At 71.9% G+C, this 14,508-nt stretch carries 15 protein-coding genes; 7 read left to right on the plus strand and 8 right to left on the minus strand.

The window, feature by feature from the left end; genetic code table 11:
• Window positions 1–235 precede the first annotated feature (235 nt).
• From FHX73_RS45095 to FHX73_RS32600, 3 genes are all read left to right on the plus strand, one after another.
• Window positions 236–808, plus strand: coding sequence for a hypothetical protein (locus FHX73_RS45095; protein WP_170305152.1), 573 nt, complete (start codon window positions 236–238; stop codon window positions 806–808).
• A gap of 12 nt (window positions 809–820) precedes the next feature.
• Complete coding sequence (locus FHX73_RS32595) at window positions 821–1,357, plus strand: GNAT family N-acetyltransferase (RefSeq protein WP_145909545.1); 537 nt, start codon at window positions 821–823, stop codon at window positions 1,355–1,357.
• 117 nt (window positions 1,358–1,474) lie between these two features.
• Window positions 1,475–1,861, plus strand: coding sequence for an Imm32 family immunity protein (locus FHX73_RS32600; protein ID WP_145909546.1), 387 nt, complete (start codon window positions 1,475–1,477; stop codon window positions 1,859–1,861).
• Window positions 1,862–1,884: 23 nt separating this feature from the next.
• Here the strand turns inward: FHX73_RS32600 and FHX73_RS32605 are convergent, their stop codons facing one another.
• On the minus strand, window positions 1,885–3,153 hold the full coding sequence (locus FHX73_RS32605) for an MFS transporter (RefSeq protein WP_145909547.1): 1,269 nt from the start codon (window positions 3,151–3,153) through the stop codon (window positions 1,885–1,887).
• Window positions 3,154–3,262: 109 nt separating this feature from the next.
• Between FHX73_RS32605 and FHX73_RS32610 the strand changes: the two genes are divergently transcribed.
• A complete protein-coding gene (locus FHX73_RS32610; protein ID WP_145909548.1) occupies window positions 3,263–3,856 on the plus strand; it encodes a CGNR zinc finger domain-containing protein in 594 nt (197 codons plus the stop codon).
• A 64-nt stretch (window positions 3,857–3,920) separates the two neighbouring features.
• On the opposite strand, the gene FHX73_RS32615 is transcribed toward FHX73_RS32610, so the two are convergent.
• From FHX73_RS32615 to FHX73_RS32635, 5 genes are all read right to left on the minus strand, one after another.
• Window positions 3,921–5,123 (minus strand): serine hydrolase domain-containing protein, encoded by a 1,203-nt coding sequence (locus FHX73_RS32615; protein ID WP_145909549.1) that lies wholly within the window; start codon window positions 5,121–5,123, stop codon window positions 3,921–3,923.
• 166 nt (window positions 5,124–5,289) lie between these two features.
• Window positions 5,290–5,979: a hypothetical protein gene (locus FHX73_RS32620; protein ID WP_145909550.1), complete on the minus strand. Its 690-nt coding sequence runs from the start codon at window positions 5,977–5,979 to the stop codon at window positions 5,290–5,292.
• 322 nt (window positions 5,980–6,301) lie between these two features.
• Entirely contained in the window at window positions 6,302–7,210 is a 909-nt protein-coding gene (locus FHX73_RS47565) for an SMI1/KNR4 family protein (RefSeq protein WP_342795340.1), read from the minus strand.
• Between the two features lie 777 nt (window positions 7,211–7,987).
• Window positions 7,988–8,716, minus strand: a complete 729-nt coding sequence (locus FHX73_RS32630) for a response regulator (RefSeq protein ID WP_145909551.1) — start codon at window positions 8,714–8,716, stop codon at window positions 7,988–7,990.
• Window positions 8,713–9,858: a sensor histidine kinase gene (locus tag FHX73_RS32635; RefSeq protein WP_145909552.1), complete on the minus strand. Its 1,146-nt coding sequence runs from the start codon at window positions 9,856–9,858 to the stop codon at window positions 8,713–8,715. Before FHX73_RS32635 ends, FHX73_RS32630 begins: the two co-directional genes overlap by 4 nt.
• A gap of 110 nt (window positions 9,859–9,968) precedes the next feature.
• Between FHX73_RS32635 and FHX73_RS45100 the strand changes: the two genes are divergently transcribed.
• From FHX73_RS45100 to FHX73_RS32645, 3 genes are read left to right on the plus strand one after another with little or no spacing between them, the layout of a single operon-like run.
• Entirely contained in the window at window positions 9,969–10,142 is a 174-nt protein-coding gene (locus FHX73_RS45100) for a hypothetical protein (RefSeq protein ID WP_170305179.1), read from the plus strand.
• A gap of 51 nt (window positions 10,143–10,193) precedes the next feature.
• Window positions 10,194–11,159 (plus strand): ABC transporter ATP-binding protein, encoded by a 966-nt coding sequence (locus FHX73_RS32640; RefSeq protein ID WP_145909553.1) that lies wholly within the window; start codon window positions 10,194–10,196, stop codon window positions 11,157–11,159.
• Window positions 11,156–12,148 carry an ABC transporter permease subunit gene (locus tag FHX73_RS32645; protein WP_145909554.1) on the plus strand — a complete coding sequence of 331 codons (993 nt, stop codon included), beginning with the start codon at window positions 11,156–11,158 and terminating at the stop codon, window positions 12,146–12,148. Before FHX73_RS32640 ends, FHX73_RS32645 begins: the two co-directional genes overlap by 4 nt.
• Before the next feature lie 495 nt (window positions 12,149–12,643).
• On the opposite strand, the gene FHX73_RS32650 is transcribed toward FHX73_RS32645, so the two are convergent.
• Window positions 12,644–13,771 carry a HesA/MoeB/ThiF family protein gene (locus tag FHX73_RS32650; RefSeq protein ID WP_170305180.1) on the minus strand — a complete coding sequence of 376 codons (1,128 nt, stop codon included), beginning with the start codon at window positions 13,769–13,771 and terminating at the stop codon, window positions 12,644–12,646.
• A 312-nt stretch (window positions 13,772–14,083) separates the two neighbouring features.
• Window positions 14,084–14,413: a hypothetical protein gene (locus tag FHX73_RS32655; RefSeq protein WP_145909556.1), complete on the minus strand. Its 330-nt coding sequence runs from the start codon at window positions 14,411–14,413 to the stop codon at window positions 14,084–14,086.
• Between the last annotated feature and the right edge of the window lie 95 nt (window positions 14,414–14,508).

Below are 14,508 nucleotides of genomic sequence, written 5' to 3' on the forward strand. Positions count from 1 at the left end.
GGGGCCGGGGCCGGGGCCGGGGCCGGGTCCGGGTGGCGTCGGTGTCGGCGTCATACCCGCCAGCATGCCGCCGGGCGGGCCGGGATGCGGTGAACGCGCCCGGCGGGGCGCCGGGAAGGGGCTGCGGGTCACCCGCGGGGGCGGCGCGCTGGTGGTGCCGACGAGATGGCGGTATGACAGGACCGTTCGACGCCCTGTCAGTTCCCCGCCCCGCTTCGCCGACTCAGGAGAGCAGATGCGCAACGGACACCGCGTGCTACCCGTCGTCCTCCTGGTCGCGGCGCTGTCCTCGTGCGGCGGCTCCGGTTCGACGGCGTCCCCGTCCCCCTCCCCCTCGCCTGCTTCGGCGCCGCCCGTGCTGAACGCGCTGCTGGCCGGCCGGTGCCCGGAACCGGCGCCGGCCTCGATCGGCAGTCCGCACCCCGGGAAGGCGCCGCTGGTTCCGCCGGGCCTGTCCGGGGAGTTGGTGATCTGCCGCTACCCCGGCATCAACGCCCCGGCGGGGGCGACGGCCTCCCCGCCGACCGCAACCGTCGTACGGGACGCGGCCGCGATCCGGACCCTCGCCCAGCAGCTCGACGCCCTTCCCCTCCCGCTCACCGGAACCGTGAACTGCCCCGCCGATGACGGATCCTCGGCGCTCCTCGGTTTCACCGGGACCGCCCCGGGCGGCGTGGTGCTGCTGGCCGAGCTCAGCGGCTGTGCCACGGTCACCGACGGCCACGTCCTGCGGGAGCTGACCGGCCCCGCACTGGCCCAGCTGCGCCGGCCCGACATGGAGAGGATGTCAGGCCGGCCGTCGACCTGACACCCTGTCAGGGTGACGCTTCCTCCATTGCGGCTGCGCGAGATCACCCTGGACGACTGGCCGGCGGTGCACGCCTGGGCGAGCCTGGAGCAGGCCTGCCGCTACCAACCCTGGGGACCGAACACCCCCGAGCAGACCCGCGCCTTCGTGCAGGCCGCCGTCGACGCGCGGTCGCGCTCGCCGCGCAGCCGGTACCCGTACGCGGTCTGCCTGGCGGGCGAGGTCGTCGGCATGGGTGAGCTGCACGTCCGCAGTCACGGCCACCACCAGGGCGAGATCAGCTACATCCTGCACCCGCGGCTCTGGGGCCACGGCCTGGGCACCGCGATCGGCCGGGCACTGCTCGCCCGCGGCTTCCAGGAACTGGCGCTCCATCGGATCCACGCGACCTGCGACCCGCGCAACCACGCCTCGGCCGGGGTGCTGCGGCGAATCGGCATGACGCACGAGGGACGGCACCGGCACACCCTGCTGACCCGGGACGGCTGGCGGGACTCGGACGTGTACAGCATCCTCGAAGGCGACTGGCCCGGACCGGGCGGGTCCTGACGGTCCGGCGGCAGCTCCGTTCGTCCTGGCGGCAGCTCCGTTCGCCCTGGGGGCAGCGTCGGTGACCGAGGATCCTGGCAGGCATCATGGGACTCCACCTTCGAAGGAGTCACGTCCGTGGAACTCGTTTCCGACCCCACCTGCGGTGAAGTGGATCTCAGCGCGTCGGCGGAAGAACTGAGCCGCCTGGCAAGCGCGGTGGCCAGCGGCGACGGGCTGCTCAGCTCCACGCTGCCGCCGGGCGGCAACGTCCTGGCAGGAGTCGAAGTCAGGGACACCTCCGGCCCCGGAGTCCTCCTGCACCTCGACTCCGAGCGGCACGTCCTCGTGATCAGCGGTGACCCGGCCGGCAGGGCGGTGCTCGCGCGCAACCTGCGGGCCATGGCCGCCGCGGAGAACGGCGGTCACCTCCACATCGACTACTTCCCCGGGCACTTCTACCTCGCCGAAGGATCCCTGCCGTTGGTGGTCAACAGTCCGCACGGAGGCATGCCGTCCCGGTGAGCGGCCCCCACCGCAGCCGCCGGTCACCCCACCGCCGGCGCCGGACGGGTGCTCACCGGACGGGTGGTCAGCTGACGGACCAGCACCACGGCGGCGAGCGCGGCGACCAGTGCACAGACGCCGAGCCAGCCGAACGCGCCGGAGGCCCGCGCGCCCACCCAGGAGCCGGCGCTGCCGCCGAGGAAGGCGCAGGTCATGTAGGCGCTGTTGAGGCGGCTGCGGATCTCCGGACGCAGGCCGAAGATCCGGGCCTGGTTGGCGACCTGGTTGCTCTGCACCGCGACGTCGAGCAGCAGCAGGCCCGCTCCCAGCGCGATCAGGCCCCAGGCGCCACCGGATCGGCCGCCGCAGAGCACGAGGGCCGCAAGGATCGCGCCGACCGAGCAGAGGCGGTTGACCCGGTCCGGGCCGCTCCGGTCGGCCAGGCGGCCGACCACCGGGCTGGCGAACATGCTGCCGGCGCCGACCAGCGCGAGCACGCCGACGGCGGACGGCCCGAGGTGGTAGACCGGGCCGGTGACCAGCAGCGCGAGGCTGGTCCAGGCGGCGCTGAACCCGCCGAACAGGCCGATCTGGTAGAGGCAGGAGCGGCGCAGCAGCGGCTCGGCGCGCAGCAACTGGACGCTCTGGCCGAGCATCGCGAGGTAGCGGGGAGCCGGAGCCGGGACCAGCGCCGGAGCGCTGGTGACCCCGGGCAGGACCCGGAACAGCACCGCGGCGAGGACGGCGATCAGGGCGGCGGCGACCAGGTAGGGCGCGCGCCAGCCGAACCACTGGCCGAGCACGCCGCTGAACGTGCGGGCGAGCAGGATGCCGCCGAGCAGTCCGCTGAGCAGGGTGCCGGTGACGGCGCCGCGCCGCTCGGGGGCGGTGCGGCCCGCGGCGAGCGGAATGATGATCTGCGGGCTGACGGTGGTCAGGCCGACCATGGCGCTGGCCGCGAGGAGCGGAGCGACCGAAGGCGCGAGGCCTGCGGCCAGCAGACCGACGCAGCTGATCGCGAGCAGCGTGGTGATCAGCGGGCGGGGCGGGAGCCGGTCACCGAGCGGCACGAAGAGGAAGACGCCGGCCGCGTAACCGAGTTGGGCGGCCGTGACAACCAGGGTGGCGGCCCCCGGGGTGAGGCCGAGGTCGTGGGCGATCAGCGGGCTGACGGCCTGCGGGAAGTAGATCGTGGAGACGGCGACGCCGCAGGTGAGGGCGAGTAAGAGGATCAGTGGACGGCTCAGGCCGGGGGCGGCAGCACCTGAGTCGGCGTCCGGCGTCGTGGCGTGGAGCCGGGTTGACGACATGTCGGGACCTCGCGTTCAGCTCTTCGTATTCACGGAACCTGTTTAACCGGTTCCCGACGGTACCAGTCAAACCGGTTCCCGGGGTACGGGTGCTTGGTACGGTGCTGGCATGACCGGCATCACCCAGGTGTTCCGCGAGGGCGCGGGGCGGCTCTCGCTCGACTTCATCCGCACACTGCGCCGCCGCGGCACCCCCGCAGCCGAGGAGGAACTGCCCACACCTGCGGCACTCGCCGCCTGGGTACACCAGTTGGGACCGTGCCGGACGCCGACCACCGAGCCCCCCTCACCCCGGACACTGGCCCGGGCCCACGAGCTGCGCGAGGCGGTGACGGTGCTGCTGCACGCCGCCTGCTCGGCGCAGGGGGTGACGGGGTGTCCGGCCGACGTCCGGGAGGCGGTCAACCTGGCGGCCGCCGAGGGAGCGGCGCCCGTGCCGGTGCTGGACGCCGCGGGCCTGCTCTCCTGGCAGGCGGCCGACCCGGTCGCCGCCACGCTCACCCTGATCGCCCGGGACGCCCTGGAACTGGCAGCCTCCCCCCTGGCGCACCGCCTGCGCGAATGCCGGGGCGACGAGTGCGCCTGCCTCTTCCTCGACAACTCCCGCCCGGGCAGCCGCCGCTGGTGCTCCATGTCCTCCTGCGGCAACCAGGCGAAGAAGGCCGCCTTCCGAGAGCGCGAACGCACGGGAGGCGGGGCGTAGCCTCAGGGCCGGGGCCGCCCCGGGCGGCGCCCCGGCCCCAGGCCGTCTCAGCAGCCGACCGGCCTCAGGAGCCGGCGCCGGTGGGGCACAGGGCGCGACCCATCAGGCCGAAGACCGTCGGGTTGAGCTCGGCGGACTTGGCCGGATCGTACGGAGTGACCGAAATGGCGACCTGGCGGGTGCCGCTGCGGTCACCGAAGACGTAGGTCGTGTAGTTGTAGATGCCGCCCGGGTGGCCCCAGAAGTCGCCGCACGGCAGCGAGATGCGCATCAGGCCCAGGCCGTACCGGGTGGGCGGGTCGACGTCGGCGGCGACCGTGGTCGTCATCTCGGCGAGCTGGGCGGGCGCGAGCAGCCGACCGCCGAGCAGGGCCGCGTTGAACCTGGCCAGGTCGTCGGTGGTGGAGATGAGCTCGCCCGCGGGACCGGCCTGCGAGGCGTTGAGGTCGGTGACGTCGGCCGGGCCCGCCGTCAGCGGCAGGTAGGCGTGGGCGTGCGGGCCGGGGATCGTGGTCGCGGTGCCCGGCAGCGAGGTGTGGCGCAGGCCGAGCGGGCGCAGGATCCGGTCACGCACCTCGGTGCGCCAGGAGTGGCCGGTGACCTTGTCGATCACCTCGGCGATCAGCTGGTAGTCGGTGTTGGAGTAGTGCCAGCCCTGTCCCGGCGCGAAGTAGGGCGGGTGGCTGGTGGCGATGGCGACCAACTGCTGCGGGGTGTAGGTCTTCCACCGGTCGGTGGCGACGAACTGCTCCTGCTCGGCCTCGGTGTCCCCGGCGAACTGCGGGTCCTCCAGGTAGTCGAAGATGCCGGCCGTGTGGTTCAGCACCTCGCGCACGGTGATCGCCCCGCCATTCGGGACGGCCCCGGGCAGGTAGTGCTCGATCGGGTCGTCCAGGCCGATCCTGCCCTCCGCGGAGAGCTGGAGGGCCACGGTGGCCACGAAGGTCTTGGTCACGCTGCCGGCCCGGAACCGCCCGTCGACCGGCGCCGGCGCCTTGGTCGCGAGGTCCCCCACACCGGTACTGCCGCGCCACGTGACCTTGCCGTTCTCGCGCACCTCGGCGATGGCGCTCAGTGCGCCCGCCTGACTGGTGATGGCATCCAGCGCCTGCTGGAGACCGGCACTGTCGGTACGGCCCGCACCGGCGGGTCCCTGACCTGACGGTGCGGCGGCTCCGGCCCCCGGTGCGAACGCGAGCACGGTGGCGCCCGCAAGCAGCCCAGCGGCCAGGGATCGCCCGAGTCGCGGCGTGGTTCTGCTGTTCATCGTGTCTCTCTCCCTTGACGGTTACCGGAGTAACGGGGCGCTCCGGCCGCACGGTTCGATCACCGTGTGCACATCAAGCGGTGACGGGAGGTACGAGGGGGAACCGGGCCTGGCTTGTTGACTTGACGTTCCGTCAATTTCGCTCGCCGGGACGCGACAAGCCGGATCAGACACCGTAGAACTGGGGCTCTTTGCAGTAGTGGAAGGTGATCGAGAGGACCACGACCAGCAGCCAGATCAGGGCCAACGCGAACTGCCAGCAAGGCCCGGGCTCAATCGAGGCCAAGAGCACCAGGATGCCCAGGATGACCAGATCCACCGCGGCCTCCCGGACGCTGAACACTGCGGCCACGTCCTCGCGGAGCTCCACTTCCTTCCCTCTCCGCCAATCGGCCCGCTGCGCTCGCATAGGGCTCCGCAACTTCCACGGGCTGCCCCACAGTGGCTCGCTCCGCCGGCGAGCGGCCAACGCGGGAAACACCAGGCTCCAGCCGAGGTAGGCGAGCGAGGCAGTGAGGAAGGCAGTCGTCCCGCGCGTCACGGCCGCACCGAGGACCGCCAGGATGACCACCATCAGAATGCCGCCCCAATAGGTCCGCGCTGCCGTCCCGTAAAGGTCCGTATCCTGGCGGGTGTCGGTCCGCTCGATCGAGACCGCCAGGTCGTGCAACCAGACCGCCGCCTGCACCAGCACGGTGATCGTGAGCAGGCGGTGCATCCAGTCCACGAAGCCGCAGCCCTGCGGCGCGCGGGCGACGTGCTTTGCGAAGTCCGTCAGCGGAGGGGTCAGCGCCAGCGCGGTCAGCACCCCGTAGAAGACCAGCGCGGTGTCATAGAGGGTGCGGTGCCGCGCCATCTGCACGAATTGTCTGCCGTCAGTCGGCAGACCCTCCACAGCAGGAGGTCGGTGAGGCGTCACGGGCACTCCGCATCCGGGGCGGGCGGCAGGACTGGCGGATGTGACACAGTGTCACTACTCCAGGCAACCCCGGCAACCCGCCGCGCCGGAGGCAGTGCCTTGTGGGCGCGCGAATCGGCTTGCCTCGTTCCGGGCCCGCCGCCAGGCCAGGGCAGCGAGTGGTGAGCTCGCGTATTCAGGTGGCGCGCCTTCATCCCCGAGGTTTGATGGGTGTCGCGCTCGGTAGTCAGGCGAGCCTGGTCGGAGCCGCGCGGTGGGATTACTGCTGCACGGTTTCTGCGTCGTGCGAAGGGACCCAGACCGGTGCGGTCGAGGTCGCGAGGCCGAGATCGTCCAGGGCCGCGTCCTCACCTGACAACGCTAGGAGGAGGAACCTGGCCATACCCATGTCGTAGCGGTGCCAGCCGTCAGGGAACTCGCCTCGCAGCCACACCACGACGGGCCAGCGGTCCGGGTCGGCCCCTTCGGTGAGCCAGAAGCAGTAGTCCCCGTTGTAGTTGCCCGCCCAGTACAGAAGGCCGCCCGGCTCGGGGTAGACGGGGTACGGGCACAGGTCGGGCAAGTCCTCCCGCATCTGCTTGAACGCGGCCCCGATGTCGTTGATCAGCTCGTTGACCTTGCGGGAGAGGGCACCGGCGCCGATGGGTTGGCCGGGCAGCGGCCGTGGGGTCACGATGCCGAGTTCCCCGCGAAGCTCGCCGGGGCCGAAGAGATCGACGAAGGCTCGGTAGTCGGCAGGGAGCTGGATTCCGGCGACGTCCTGGGCCAGGTCCCACGGAAGCAGCGGCTCAACAGTCGCCGGGGCCAGGCCGGCGAGGTGCGCGAGCCCGGCGACGTCCGGCCGCGGCGCGGTACGGCGCCCTGCCCGTCCTCGGAAGTCACGTCGGGCGATCCACAGGACGAGGTCTCGCGCGATCTTCTCTACGCTGGTCTCCGTGGTCACGGCGTGTTCCCGACACGACGGATCACGCAGGACGATCTCGTAGCCGCCGCCGTCCTCCGAGGCGACCGAGGCGTACCAGGACGACTCGTCCTCGCCTGCTTGAAAGATGACGAACGTGTTCTCCGTGTTGTCGAGACCACTGAGTAGCGTGCGTATGGCGGCTTCAGACGGGTCGTCGACACGTGCGCCGTTCTCGTTCTCGGCGTGATAGAAGTCGGCGGCCACGCGCCCCTCCCCGGCTGGTGTTTCGGCGGATCTGTCGGACGCAGCCTGACATGGCCAGCCGACAGTGCCGCCGTCGAGGCCCTGGTTCATTTGGTCGTCCAGGTTGTCAGTCGGGGAAGAGCCAGGCCGTACTGCGACTGCTGGCGCGGGCGAGACGGGGCTGTTCCGCCAGGTAGGCGAGCACGAGATCGGCGACGGGTGCGGGCAGCGGCGACGGACGGTCGCCAAGCCTGACTGAGCCGCGTTCCAGTCCCCGCATGCATGCGTAGCCGCTGCTCGGTTACTCAATTCTGAAGCGGCCATTGCGAGGTTGTCTGGCATACGAACACCCTTGACAAATGTTCAGGACCACGCCGAATGAACCAACCGTTCCGAGGCTGCCCTGCACGACGTGTCCGACTTCCAGCGACAGCATTGGCTACTCCCGCTGCTGCGCGCCTTCACCGAATCGGACCAGCCTCTCGATGGATCGGCCCCACCGGCGCCTCAGCTCCGGTCGGCGGTACGGGCCACGGCCCTCGATGGCGACAGCACCATCCCCGCATGTCAACGGACCTGATCACCAGGTACGTTGCCGATCTCCGGGCGCAGTGCGCCCGTGGCCGGGTCCGCGGCCAACCCACCGTCAGCTCGCTCGGCAACATCCGGGCCGCTCGCAAGGTGCTCCCCAAGCCCAAGAAATCGATCACCTCGATCGCCGAGGACCTCGGTGTCAGCCCCCGGCACCCTCAACAAACACGATCCCAAGCCCTGCTCCCAGGTGGGGCTGCCATGGGGTCACGGCCGCTCCATCTGCCCGCTCTCCCAGGCCCAGGCGGCGATCTCGACCCGGTTGCGGACCTGGAGCTTGGCCTGGATGGTCGCCAGGTGGCTCTTCACCGTGCTGAGCGAGATGAACAGGCTTGCCGCCAACTCCTGGTTGGTGCGGCCACGGGCGATGGCGCGGACCACCTCCAGTTCACGGTCGGTGAGCGGCTGGACCGGCGGGCTCGGGGCACGGTGGCGGGTCGGAGCGAGCTGGCGCAGTAGGCGCAGGGTGATCGAGGGGGAGATCAGTGCATCACCCACTCGGGCTGCCCGCACCGCCTCGGCGAGCAGCGCGGGCCCGGCGTCCTTGAGGACGAACCCGACCGCGCCGGCGTGCAGCGCCCCGTGCACGTACTCGTCGAGGTCGAAGGTGGTGACGATGACCACCTTCAGCGGATCGGCCACCCCGGGGCCGGCCAGCGCGCGGGTCACCTCGATCCCGTCCATGCCCGGCATCCGGACGTCCACCAGGCAGACGTCCGGTCGCAGGCGCCGGGCGAGCTCGACCGCGGTGGTCCCGTCAGCCGCCTCGGCGACCACGGTGATGTCGTCGTGGGACTCCAGGATCATTCGCAGCCCGCCGCGGACCATCGCCTGGTCATCGGCGAGGAGGACTCGGATCGGCTCCGAGGCCGTCTCGATCGCCGCCGTCGGTACATCGTGCGTCGTCTGCGGAAGGTGCGGGATCTGCGTCGTCATCGACGCACCTCCTCCGCCGCGACCGGCATCGTGGCCCGGACCGACCAGCCCTCGCCGGTCTGCGGGCCGGCGGCGAAGGTACCGCCCAGGGCCTCGACCCGTTCCCGCATGCCGACGAGGCCGAACCCGCCGGGGTGCGGACGGGACGGGGTGGATGAGGCGTCGTTGGTGACCGTGACGCTCACCTCGTCGAAGGTGTCGATCACCGCGACCACGGCCTCGCGGGCGTGCGGGGCGTGGCGGGCGATGTTGGTCAGCGACTCCTGGACCACCCGGAAGACGGTGCCCGCGACCTCGGGCGGCCAGGGGCGGCTCGGCTCCGGGAGGGCGAGGCGGACCTCGGGGTGGCCGTGACCGGTGAAGCCGGCGACCAGCTCGACGAGTTGCTCGGGGCCGGCGGCCGGCGGCGCGGTACTGACCACGTCTTCGGTGTCCCGGAGCAGGCCGACCACCTGACGCATCGCCGTCAGGGCCTGGCCGCTGGCCTTCTCGATGCCCGCGAGGCTCTCGTCGAGCAGCTCGGGTTTACGGCGGCCGACGAGCCGGGTGGCTTGGGCCTGGACCAGGATGCCGGTGATGTGATGCGCCACGACGTCGTGCAACTCCCGGGCGAGCGCCAGCCGTTCCTCGCGCCGCACCGCCTCGGTGGCGGCCCGCAGCCACTGGTCGCGCAGCCGCAGGGCGAGCCCCGCACCGAGCGCGAGCAACCAGGCCTGACCGCCGACCCGGAAGGGCGTGCTCATCGGACCCGCGATCAGCAGGCCCGCCAGCATCATGACCAGCCCGGCCGCCGCGACCAACCCCGCCTGCCCGGGCGGCAGCCGCCGGACCGCGGAGCCGCCGAGCACCAGCAGACCGAGCACCGCCGCACCACCCGGCTCGCCCGGCAACGCGGCCAGCCCAGCGACGAGCGCGCCGACCGCGGCCAGCGCCAGCCCCGCGGCCGCCGCGAGCCCCGGACGCCGACCGCGAAGCAGCGCCGCTCCGCAGACCGCCGCGCCGACGGCCACGTCCAGCACCCACGGCCGGCCCTGCTGCGCGTACAGCAGAGCAGCGGCGGCCAGCGCGGCGGCGAAGAGCAGCCCCAGCACGCCGTTGACCACGTGTGGCCGGATACCGGCCGTTCGATACTGCCTGATCATGCGTCATACGCTACGCGCCACCGGACCGCCCCGGACCAGCCGAAAGTATGACGCCTCGTCCGGCTTTTCGGCCGATGCCCGGACCGTGCCGCTCGCCGCAGGCTTGAGCCATGTCCGAACAACTGCCGCTGGCCCGGGAGCTGGCCGAGAAGACCGTCCGCAGTCCCCTGCTCTACGCCTGGCTGACCTTCCAGGTGCTGGTCCTGCTGGGCCTGCTCTACGCGGTCTTCGCCGGAGTCAGGTACTGGCGCCGTGGAAGAGCGCGGGCCCGCCCGCGCCGCTGACACAGCCCGCGTCCACCCGTCCCACCACGAGGAACCGACCGAGGAAGCACCATGACCCCACCCGTCCTGGAAGCCGTCCGGCTGACCCACCGGTACGGCCGCCACACCGCCCTGGCCGACTGCGAGCTGAGCCTGCCGCCCGGCCGGATCGTCGGACTGGTCGGCCCCAACGGCGCCGGCAAGTCCACCTTGCTGAACCTCGCCTGCGGGCTGGCCCGGCCCACCTCCGGCACCATCCGGGTGCTCGGCGCGGTGCCCGCCGCCGACCCGGCCCACCTGGCCCGGGTCGGGTTCGTCGCCCAGGACACCCCGGTCTACCGGGAGTTGTCGGTCGCCGAGCACCTGCACCTGGGCGAGCGGCTCAACCCGCGCTGGGACGGCGACCTGGCCCGCCGGCGGGTCGACCGGGCCGGGCTGGATCCGCGGCAGCGGGCCGGCCGCCTCTCCGGCGGCCAGCGGGCTCAGCTGGCCCTCGCGCTGGCCGCCGGGAAGCGGCCCGAGCTGCTGATCCTGGACGAGCCGGCTGCCGCGCTCGATCCCGTGGCCCGGGCCACCTTCCTGGAGCACCTGGTGGAGTCGGTCGAAGAGCTGGGCGCCACCGCGCTGCTCTCCTCCCACGCGCTAGCCGATGTCGAGCAGGTCTGCGACCACCTGGTGGTGCTGGCCGACGGCCAGGTCCAGCTCGCCGGGGACACGGCCGAACTGCTGGCCCGTCACCGCCGGATCCTGCTGCCCGTCCCAGCGCTCGCCCAACTGCCGGACGGGGTCCGGGTGATCCACTCCGACGCTGACGAGGCGATCGTGCGCGCCGACCCCTCGCTGCTCGTCGATGGGCCCTGGCAGCCGGTCGCCGCCGACCTCCCCGAGGTGGTGCTCGCCTACCTCACAGCAGCCGCGTCTGACGACGGGACAGCTGCCGGGTCCGCCTACGGGCGGGCCACGACAGCCGCCGCCATCACCACCACCGCCACCGGGGCCACGGCCCGGACCACTACCTCGAAGGGGGCCACCCGATGATCTGGCTGACGTGGCGTCAGTTCCGCGCACAGGCACTGATCGGCCTGGCCGCCCTGCTGCTGGTCGCCGGCTACCTGGCTTGGCTGGGGATCCAGGTGCACGACGACTACCGGGACACCTTGGCCCACTGCGCCGACCGGGCCTCCTGCGCCGGCCCACTCGGCGCCCTCGCCAACCGCTACGGCACGGCGGTGGACCTGCTCGGCTACCTGCTGCTGCTCGTGCCGGGCCTGTTGGGGGTGTTCTGGGGCGCACCGCTGGTACCCCGCGAACTGGAGGCCGGGACCCAGCGGCTGGTCTGGAACCAGAGCGTCACCCGGCGGCGCTGGCTGGCCGTCAAGCTCGCCGTGCCGGGTGCCCTGGCGGTGGCCGTCACCGGCGCCTACAGCCTGCTGCTGAGCTGGGCCACCGGGCCGGTCACCGGGATCCTCAGCGACCGTTTCGAACCGGTGCTGTTCGCCTCCCGGAACCTCGCACCACTGGGCTACGCGGCGTTCGCCTTCGTCCTCGGGACTGCCTGCGGTCTCCTGCTGCGGCGCACCGTGCCGGCGATGGCGGCCACCCTGGTGGCCTTCGCGGTGCTCCAGGTGCTGGTTCCGACCGTGCTGCGCCCGCACTACCAGGCCCCGGTGCGCGCCTCGGTGCCGCTGACCGCACCGCTGATCGGTGGCCTGTCGATGATCGGCACCTACGGCGACATCGCCGGCCTGCGGGTGCCCGGCGGCCCCTGGGTGGTGAGCACCAGCGCGATCCTCGGACCGGACGGCCACGAGGTGGGCCACACCAGCTGGTTCCAGAACTGCATGAACAACAGCTCGATGGCTGACCTGCCCGCCTGCCTGGCCCAGGGCAACGTGCACGTGGACATCACCGAGCAGCCCGCCGACCGCTACTGGGGCTTCCAATGGACCGAGACATCGATCTTCACCGCGCTCGCCGCGCTGCTGGCGCTGGCCTCGTTCCGGTTGATCGGGAGGAGGAGCATCTGACGCGGCGCCGCCGATGCCACACGCCGCACGTCGCACGTCGCACGGCCACCCAGGCCGCTGGCGGAGGGAGTTCGGGGACAGCCTGCCGACCAGCCCGGCCACCAGCCTGGCGACCAGCTACCGGATCGCTCGGCGAGCAGTCCGATAGCCGGCCGTGCCGTCACGGGGCAGAGCAGGAGCCACCGACCGAACCTCCGCCAGCGATAGTGCTCCACCCGCTGTCGCCTACTGAAGGGACTCAGAACGTGATGTGCCAGCTGATCTGGGTCTTCTGGGCAGTCTCGCCCTGCTCCAGCTTGCGGATGAGCACCTTGCCGGTCGCCTTGTCCATGCCTGTCACCTCCCTCCCCTCCGGTTTGCCGCACCGTGCGCGGGCCCGGGTGGCCGTCGCGCCGGCGAGTCCGAAGCTCGTAGCACTGCGCCGTGCCGTACCGCGCCGCGCCGTGTCGGCGAACGGCCGGCCCATGGCCAGCCCCCAGCCAACTCCCCGCCGCGTCAGGCCCGGGCGCCGCACAGCGGGCAGTCAGGGTGCCGCTCCCCGGCCAGGTACAGCTGCTGCTCGGGCGCCATGAGATTGATGCCGAACTGGAAGCCGTGGGCGCCGAAGTCCGGTGCCCCGGTGAGGTGGGCCAGCACCGCGTGGGCGACCATCAGGCCTCCCAACCCGGCCGACACCGCGGTGCTCGCGGCCACCTCGTCGTTCCCGAGCAGCGGCGGTTCGCCCTCGCCGGCGACCACGGCGGGTGCGTCGCCCGACAGTTCACCGTTGCGCCGGTGGAGGCACTCGACGCAGGCGCCGTCACCCCGACCAAAGCTCTGGGCCACGGTCACCGGCCCGACGTACCCGCCCGTCACCCACGGGACACCCGCCTCGCGGCAGGCGGCGTCGGCCCAGTGCCTGATCCGCTGCGGCCGGTCGGCGCACAGCGCGAGCACGTCGCAGCGGGCCGCGAGCCGCCGCAGGTCCGCGACCGACTCGATCTTCGTCTCCTCGCCGGTGATGTCGATCGTCGAGTTGACCGCCCTCAGTCGCGCCATGGCCGCTTCCACCTTGGTGCGCCCGATGTCGGCCTCGGCGTAGAGGAACTGCCGCGTGAGATTCGAGAGTTCAACTCGGTCATGGTCGACCAGATGCAGGTTGCCCACGCCCGACGCGGCCAGGGCCAGGGCCACGCTGGAGCCGCCCCCGCCGAGACCGACCACCACGACCGTCGCGGCCTTGATCCGCTCCTGCACGGTCCACGCCGAAGACCGCGGTGTCAGGTCGATCCAGCGGTAGAACGCCTGGTTTCGCGAATACCGCTCCCGCTCCGCCGCGCTGAGCACCGCGGAGTCCTGGGCCGCCGCATCCTCCAGGAACCCGCCGCCGTGGAGCGCTTCGAGCACCGCCGCCACGGTCTCCCCCGGCTGCCCGGACTCGGCGTGCAGCTGCGGGACCGACCGGGTGCCGTCGATCAGCCGGACGATCCGCCAGAGCGAGCCGTCCGGGTCGTCGATCGCGGAGGCGATGCCGTAGATGTCACCACCGATCTGGATCGTCCCGTCCTCCCGGTGGATCGCCTGGTGCTCGCGCTTGATCCGGGGAAGGCGGTACGGCGGCTGCGATGGTTCGGCCGGTGCCATGGGGGCTCCACTCGTGCGCTGATGACGAATCACATGCGAACTGCGAGCGGGCTGGTCCCGAATCTCCGGTCCCTGGTCAGAGCCCCGCCGCACGGGCCTTGAAGGCATGAACTGATATGAACGACCTTGCCAAGAACGGTACATAGCAGTTTGTTCGCCAGTCAACGCTTCCGCCGCACCCGGAACGGCAGTTGAAAGGTGCGATCCAACCGAACCCGGGCCGCTCATGCGAAACGGCTGTTGGAGCCCCTCTGCGCGAGGGGCTCCAACAGCCGTAAGGACGGGCCATAGGGCCGCGAGGGGTTGCAGGCGTCAGCCGCCGGTGCCGTTCCACTCGGCCGACTGGACTGCGGAACCGGTCGAGCTCCACTCGGCGGGCGCCACGTCCGAGGTGGTGCTGTTCCAGCCCTCCGGCCCGACGGCCGCACCCGTGTTGTTCCACCCGGACGGCGAGACGCCCGCGCCCGTGTTGTTCCACTCCGACGGCGTCGGGTTCGCGATGGACTGGGCCGAGGCGGTGCCCGTCGCCACCGCGCCCGCGGCGGCGGCCAGCAGGGCCACCAGGCCCAACTTGGCTGCCGTCGAACGCAGCTGTCCGGCGCGGTCCCGGTGCGCGGCCTTGGTCACTCGTGCGCTGTTCATGATGTCGATCCCCCGGTTTCTCGCTCACGCGCCCGGCGTGAGCCCCAAGCTCGGCCGACCATCGACCGTGCGAACACGATTCTTCCAGTCCAAGA

Origin of the sequence: Kitasatospora viridis, from assembly GCF_007829815.1 — a bacterium.
GTDB lineage: Bacteria > Actinomycetota > Actinomycetes > Streptomycetales > Streptomycetaceae > Kitasatospora > Kitasatospora viridis.

What these genes read in the sequence shown, in the direction of transcription:
- FHX73_RS45095 (WP_170305152.1), top strand. Translation starts at nt 236, where the DNA reads ATGCGCAACGGACACCGCGTGCTACCCGTCGTCCTCCTGGTCGCGGCG.
- FHX73_RS32605 (WP_145909547.1), bottom strand. Translation starts at nt 3,153, where the DNA reads ATGTCGTCAACCCGGCTCCACGCCACGACGCCGGACGCCGACTCAGGT.
- FHX73_RS32610 (WP_145909548.1), top strand. Translation starts at nt 3,263, where the DNA reads ATGACCGGCATCACCCAGGTGTTCCGCGAGGGCGCGGGGCGGCTCTCG.
- FHX73_RS32615 (WP_145909549.1), bottom strand. Translation starts at nt 5,123, where the DNA reads ATGAACAGCAGAACCACGCCGCGACTCGGGCGATCCCTGGCCGCTGGG.
- FHX73_RS32620 (WP_145909550.1), bottom strand. Translation starts at nt 5,979, where the DNA reads ATGGCGCGGCACCGCACCCTCTATGACACCGCGCTGGTCTTCTACGGG.
- FHX73_RS32630 (WP_145909551.1), bottom strand. Translation starts at nt 8,716, where the DNA reads ATGACGACGCAGATCCCGCACCTTCCGCAGACGACGCACGATGTACCG.
- FHX73_RS32635 (WP_145909552.1), bottom strand. Translation starts at nt 9,858, where the DNA reads ATGATCAGGCAGTATCGAACGGCCGGTATCCGGCCACACGTGGTCAAC.
- FHX73_RS45100 (WP_170305179.1), top strand. Translation starts at nt 9,969, where the DNA reads ATGTCCGAACAACTGCCGCTGGCCCGGGAGCTGGCCGAGAAGACCGTC.
- FHX73_RS32640 (WP_145909553.1), top strand. Translation starts at nt 10,194, where the DNA reads ATGACCCCACCCGTCCTGGAAGCCGTCCGGCTGACCCACCGGTACGGC.
- FHX73_RS32645 (WP_145909554.1), top strand. Translation starts at nt 11,156, where the DNA reads ATGATCTGGCTGACGTGGCGTCAGTTCCGCGCACAGGCACTGATCGGC.
- FHX73_RS32650 (WP_170305180.1), bottom strand. Translation starts at nt 13,771, where the DNA reads ATGGCACCGGCCGAACCATCGCAGCCGCCGTACCGCCTTCCCCGGATC.
- FHX73_RS32655 (WP_145909556.1), bottom strand. Translation starts at nt 14,413, where the DNA reads ATGAACAGCGCACGAGTGACCAAGGCCGCGCACCGGGACCGCGCCGGA.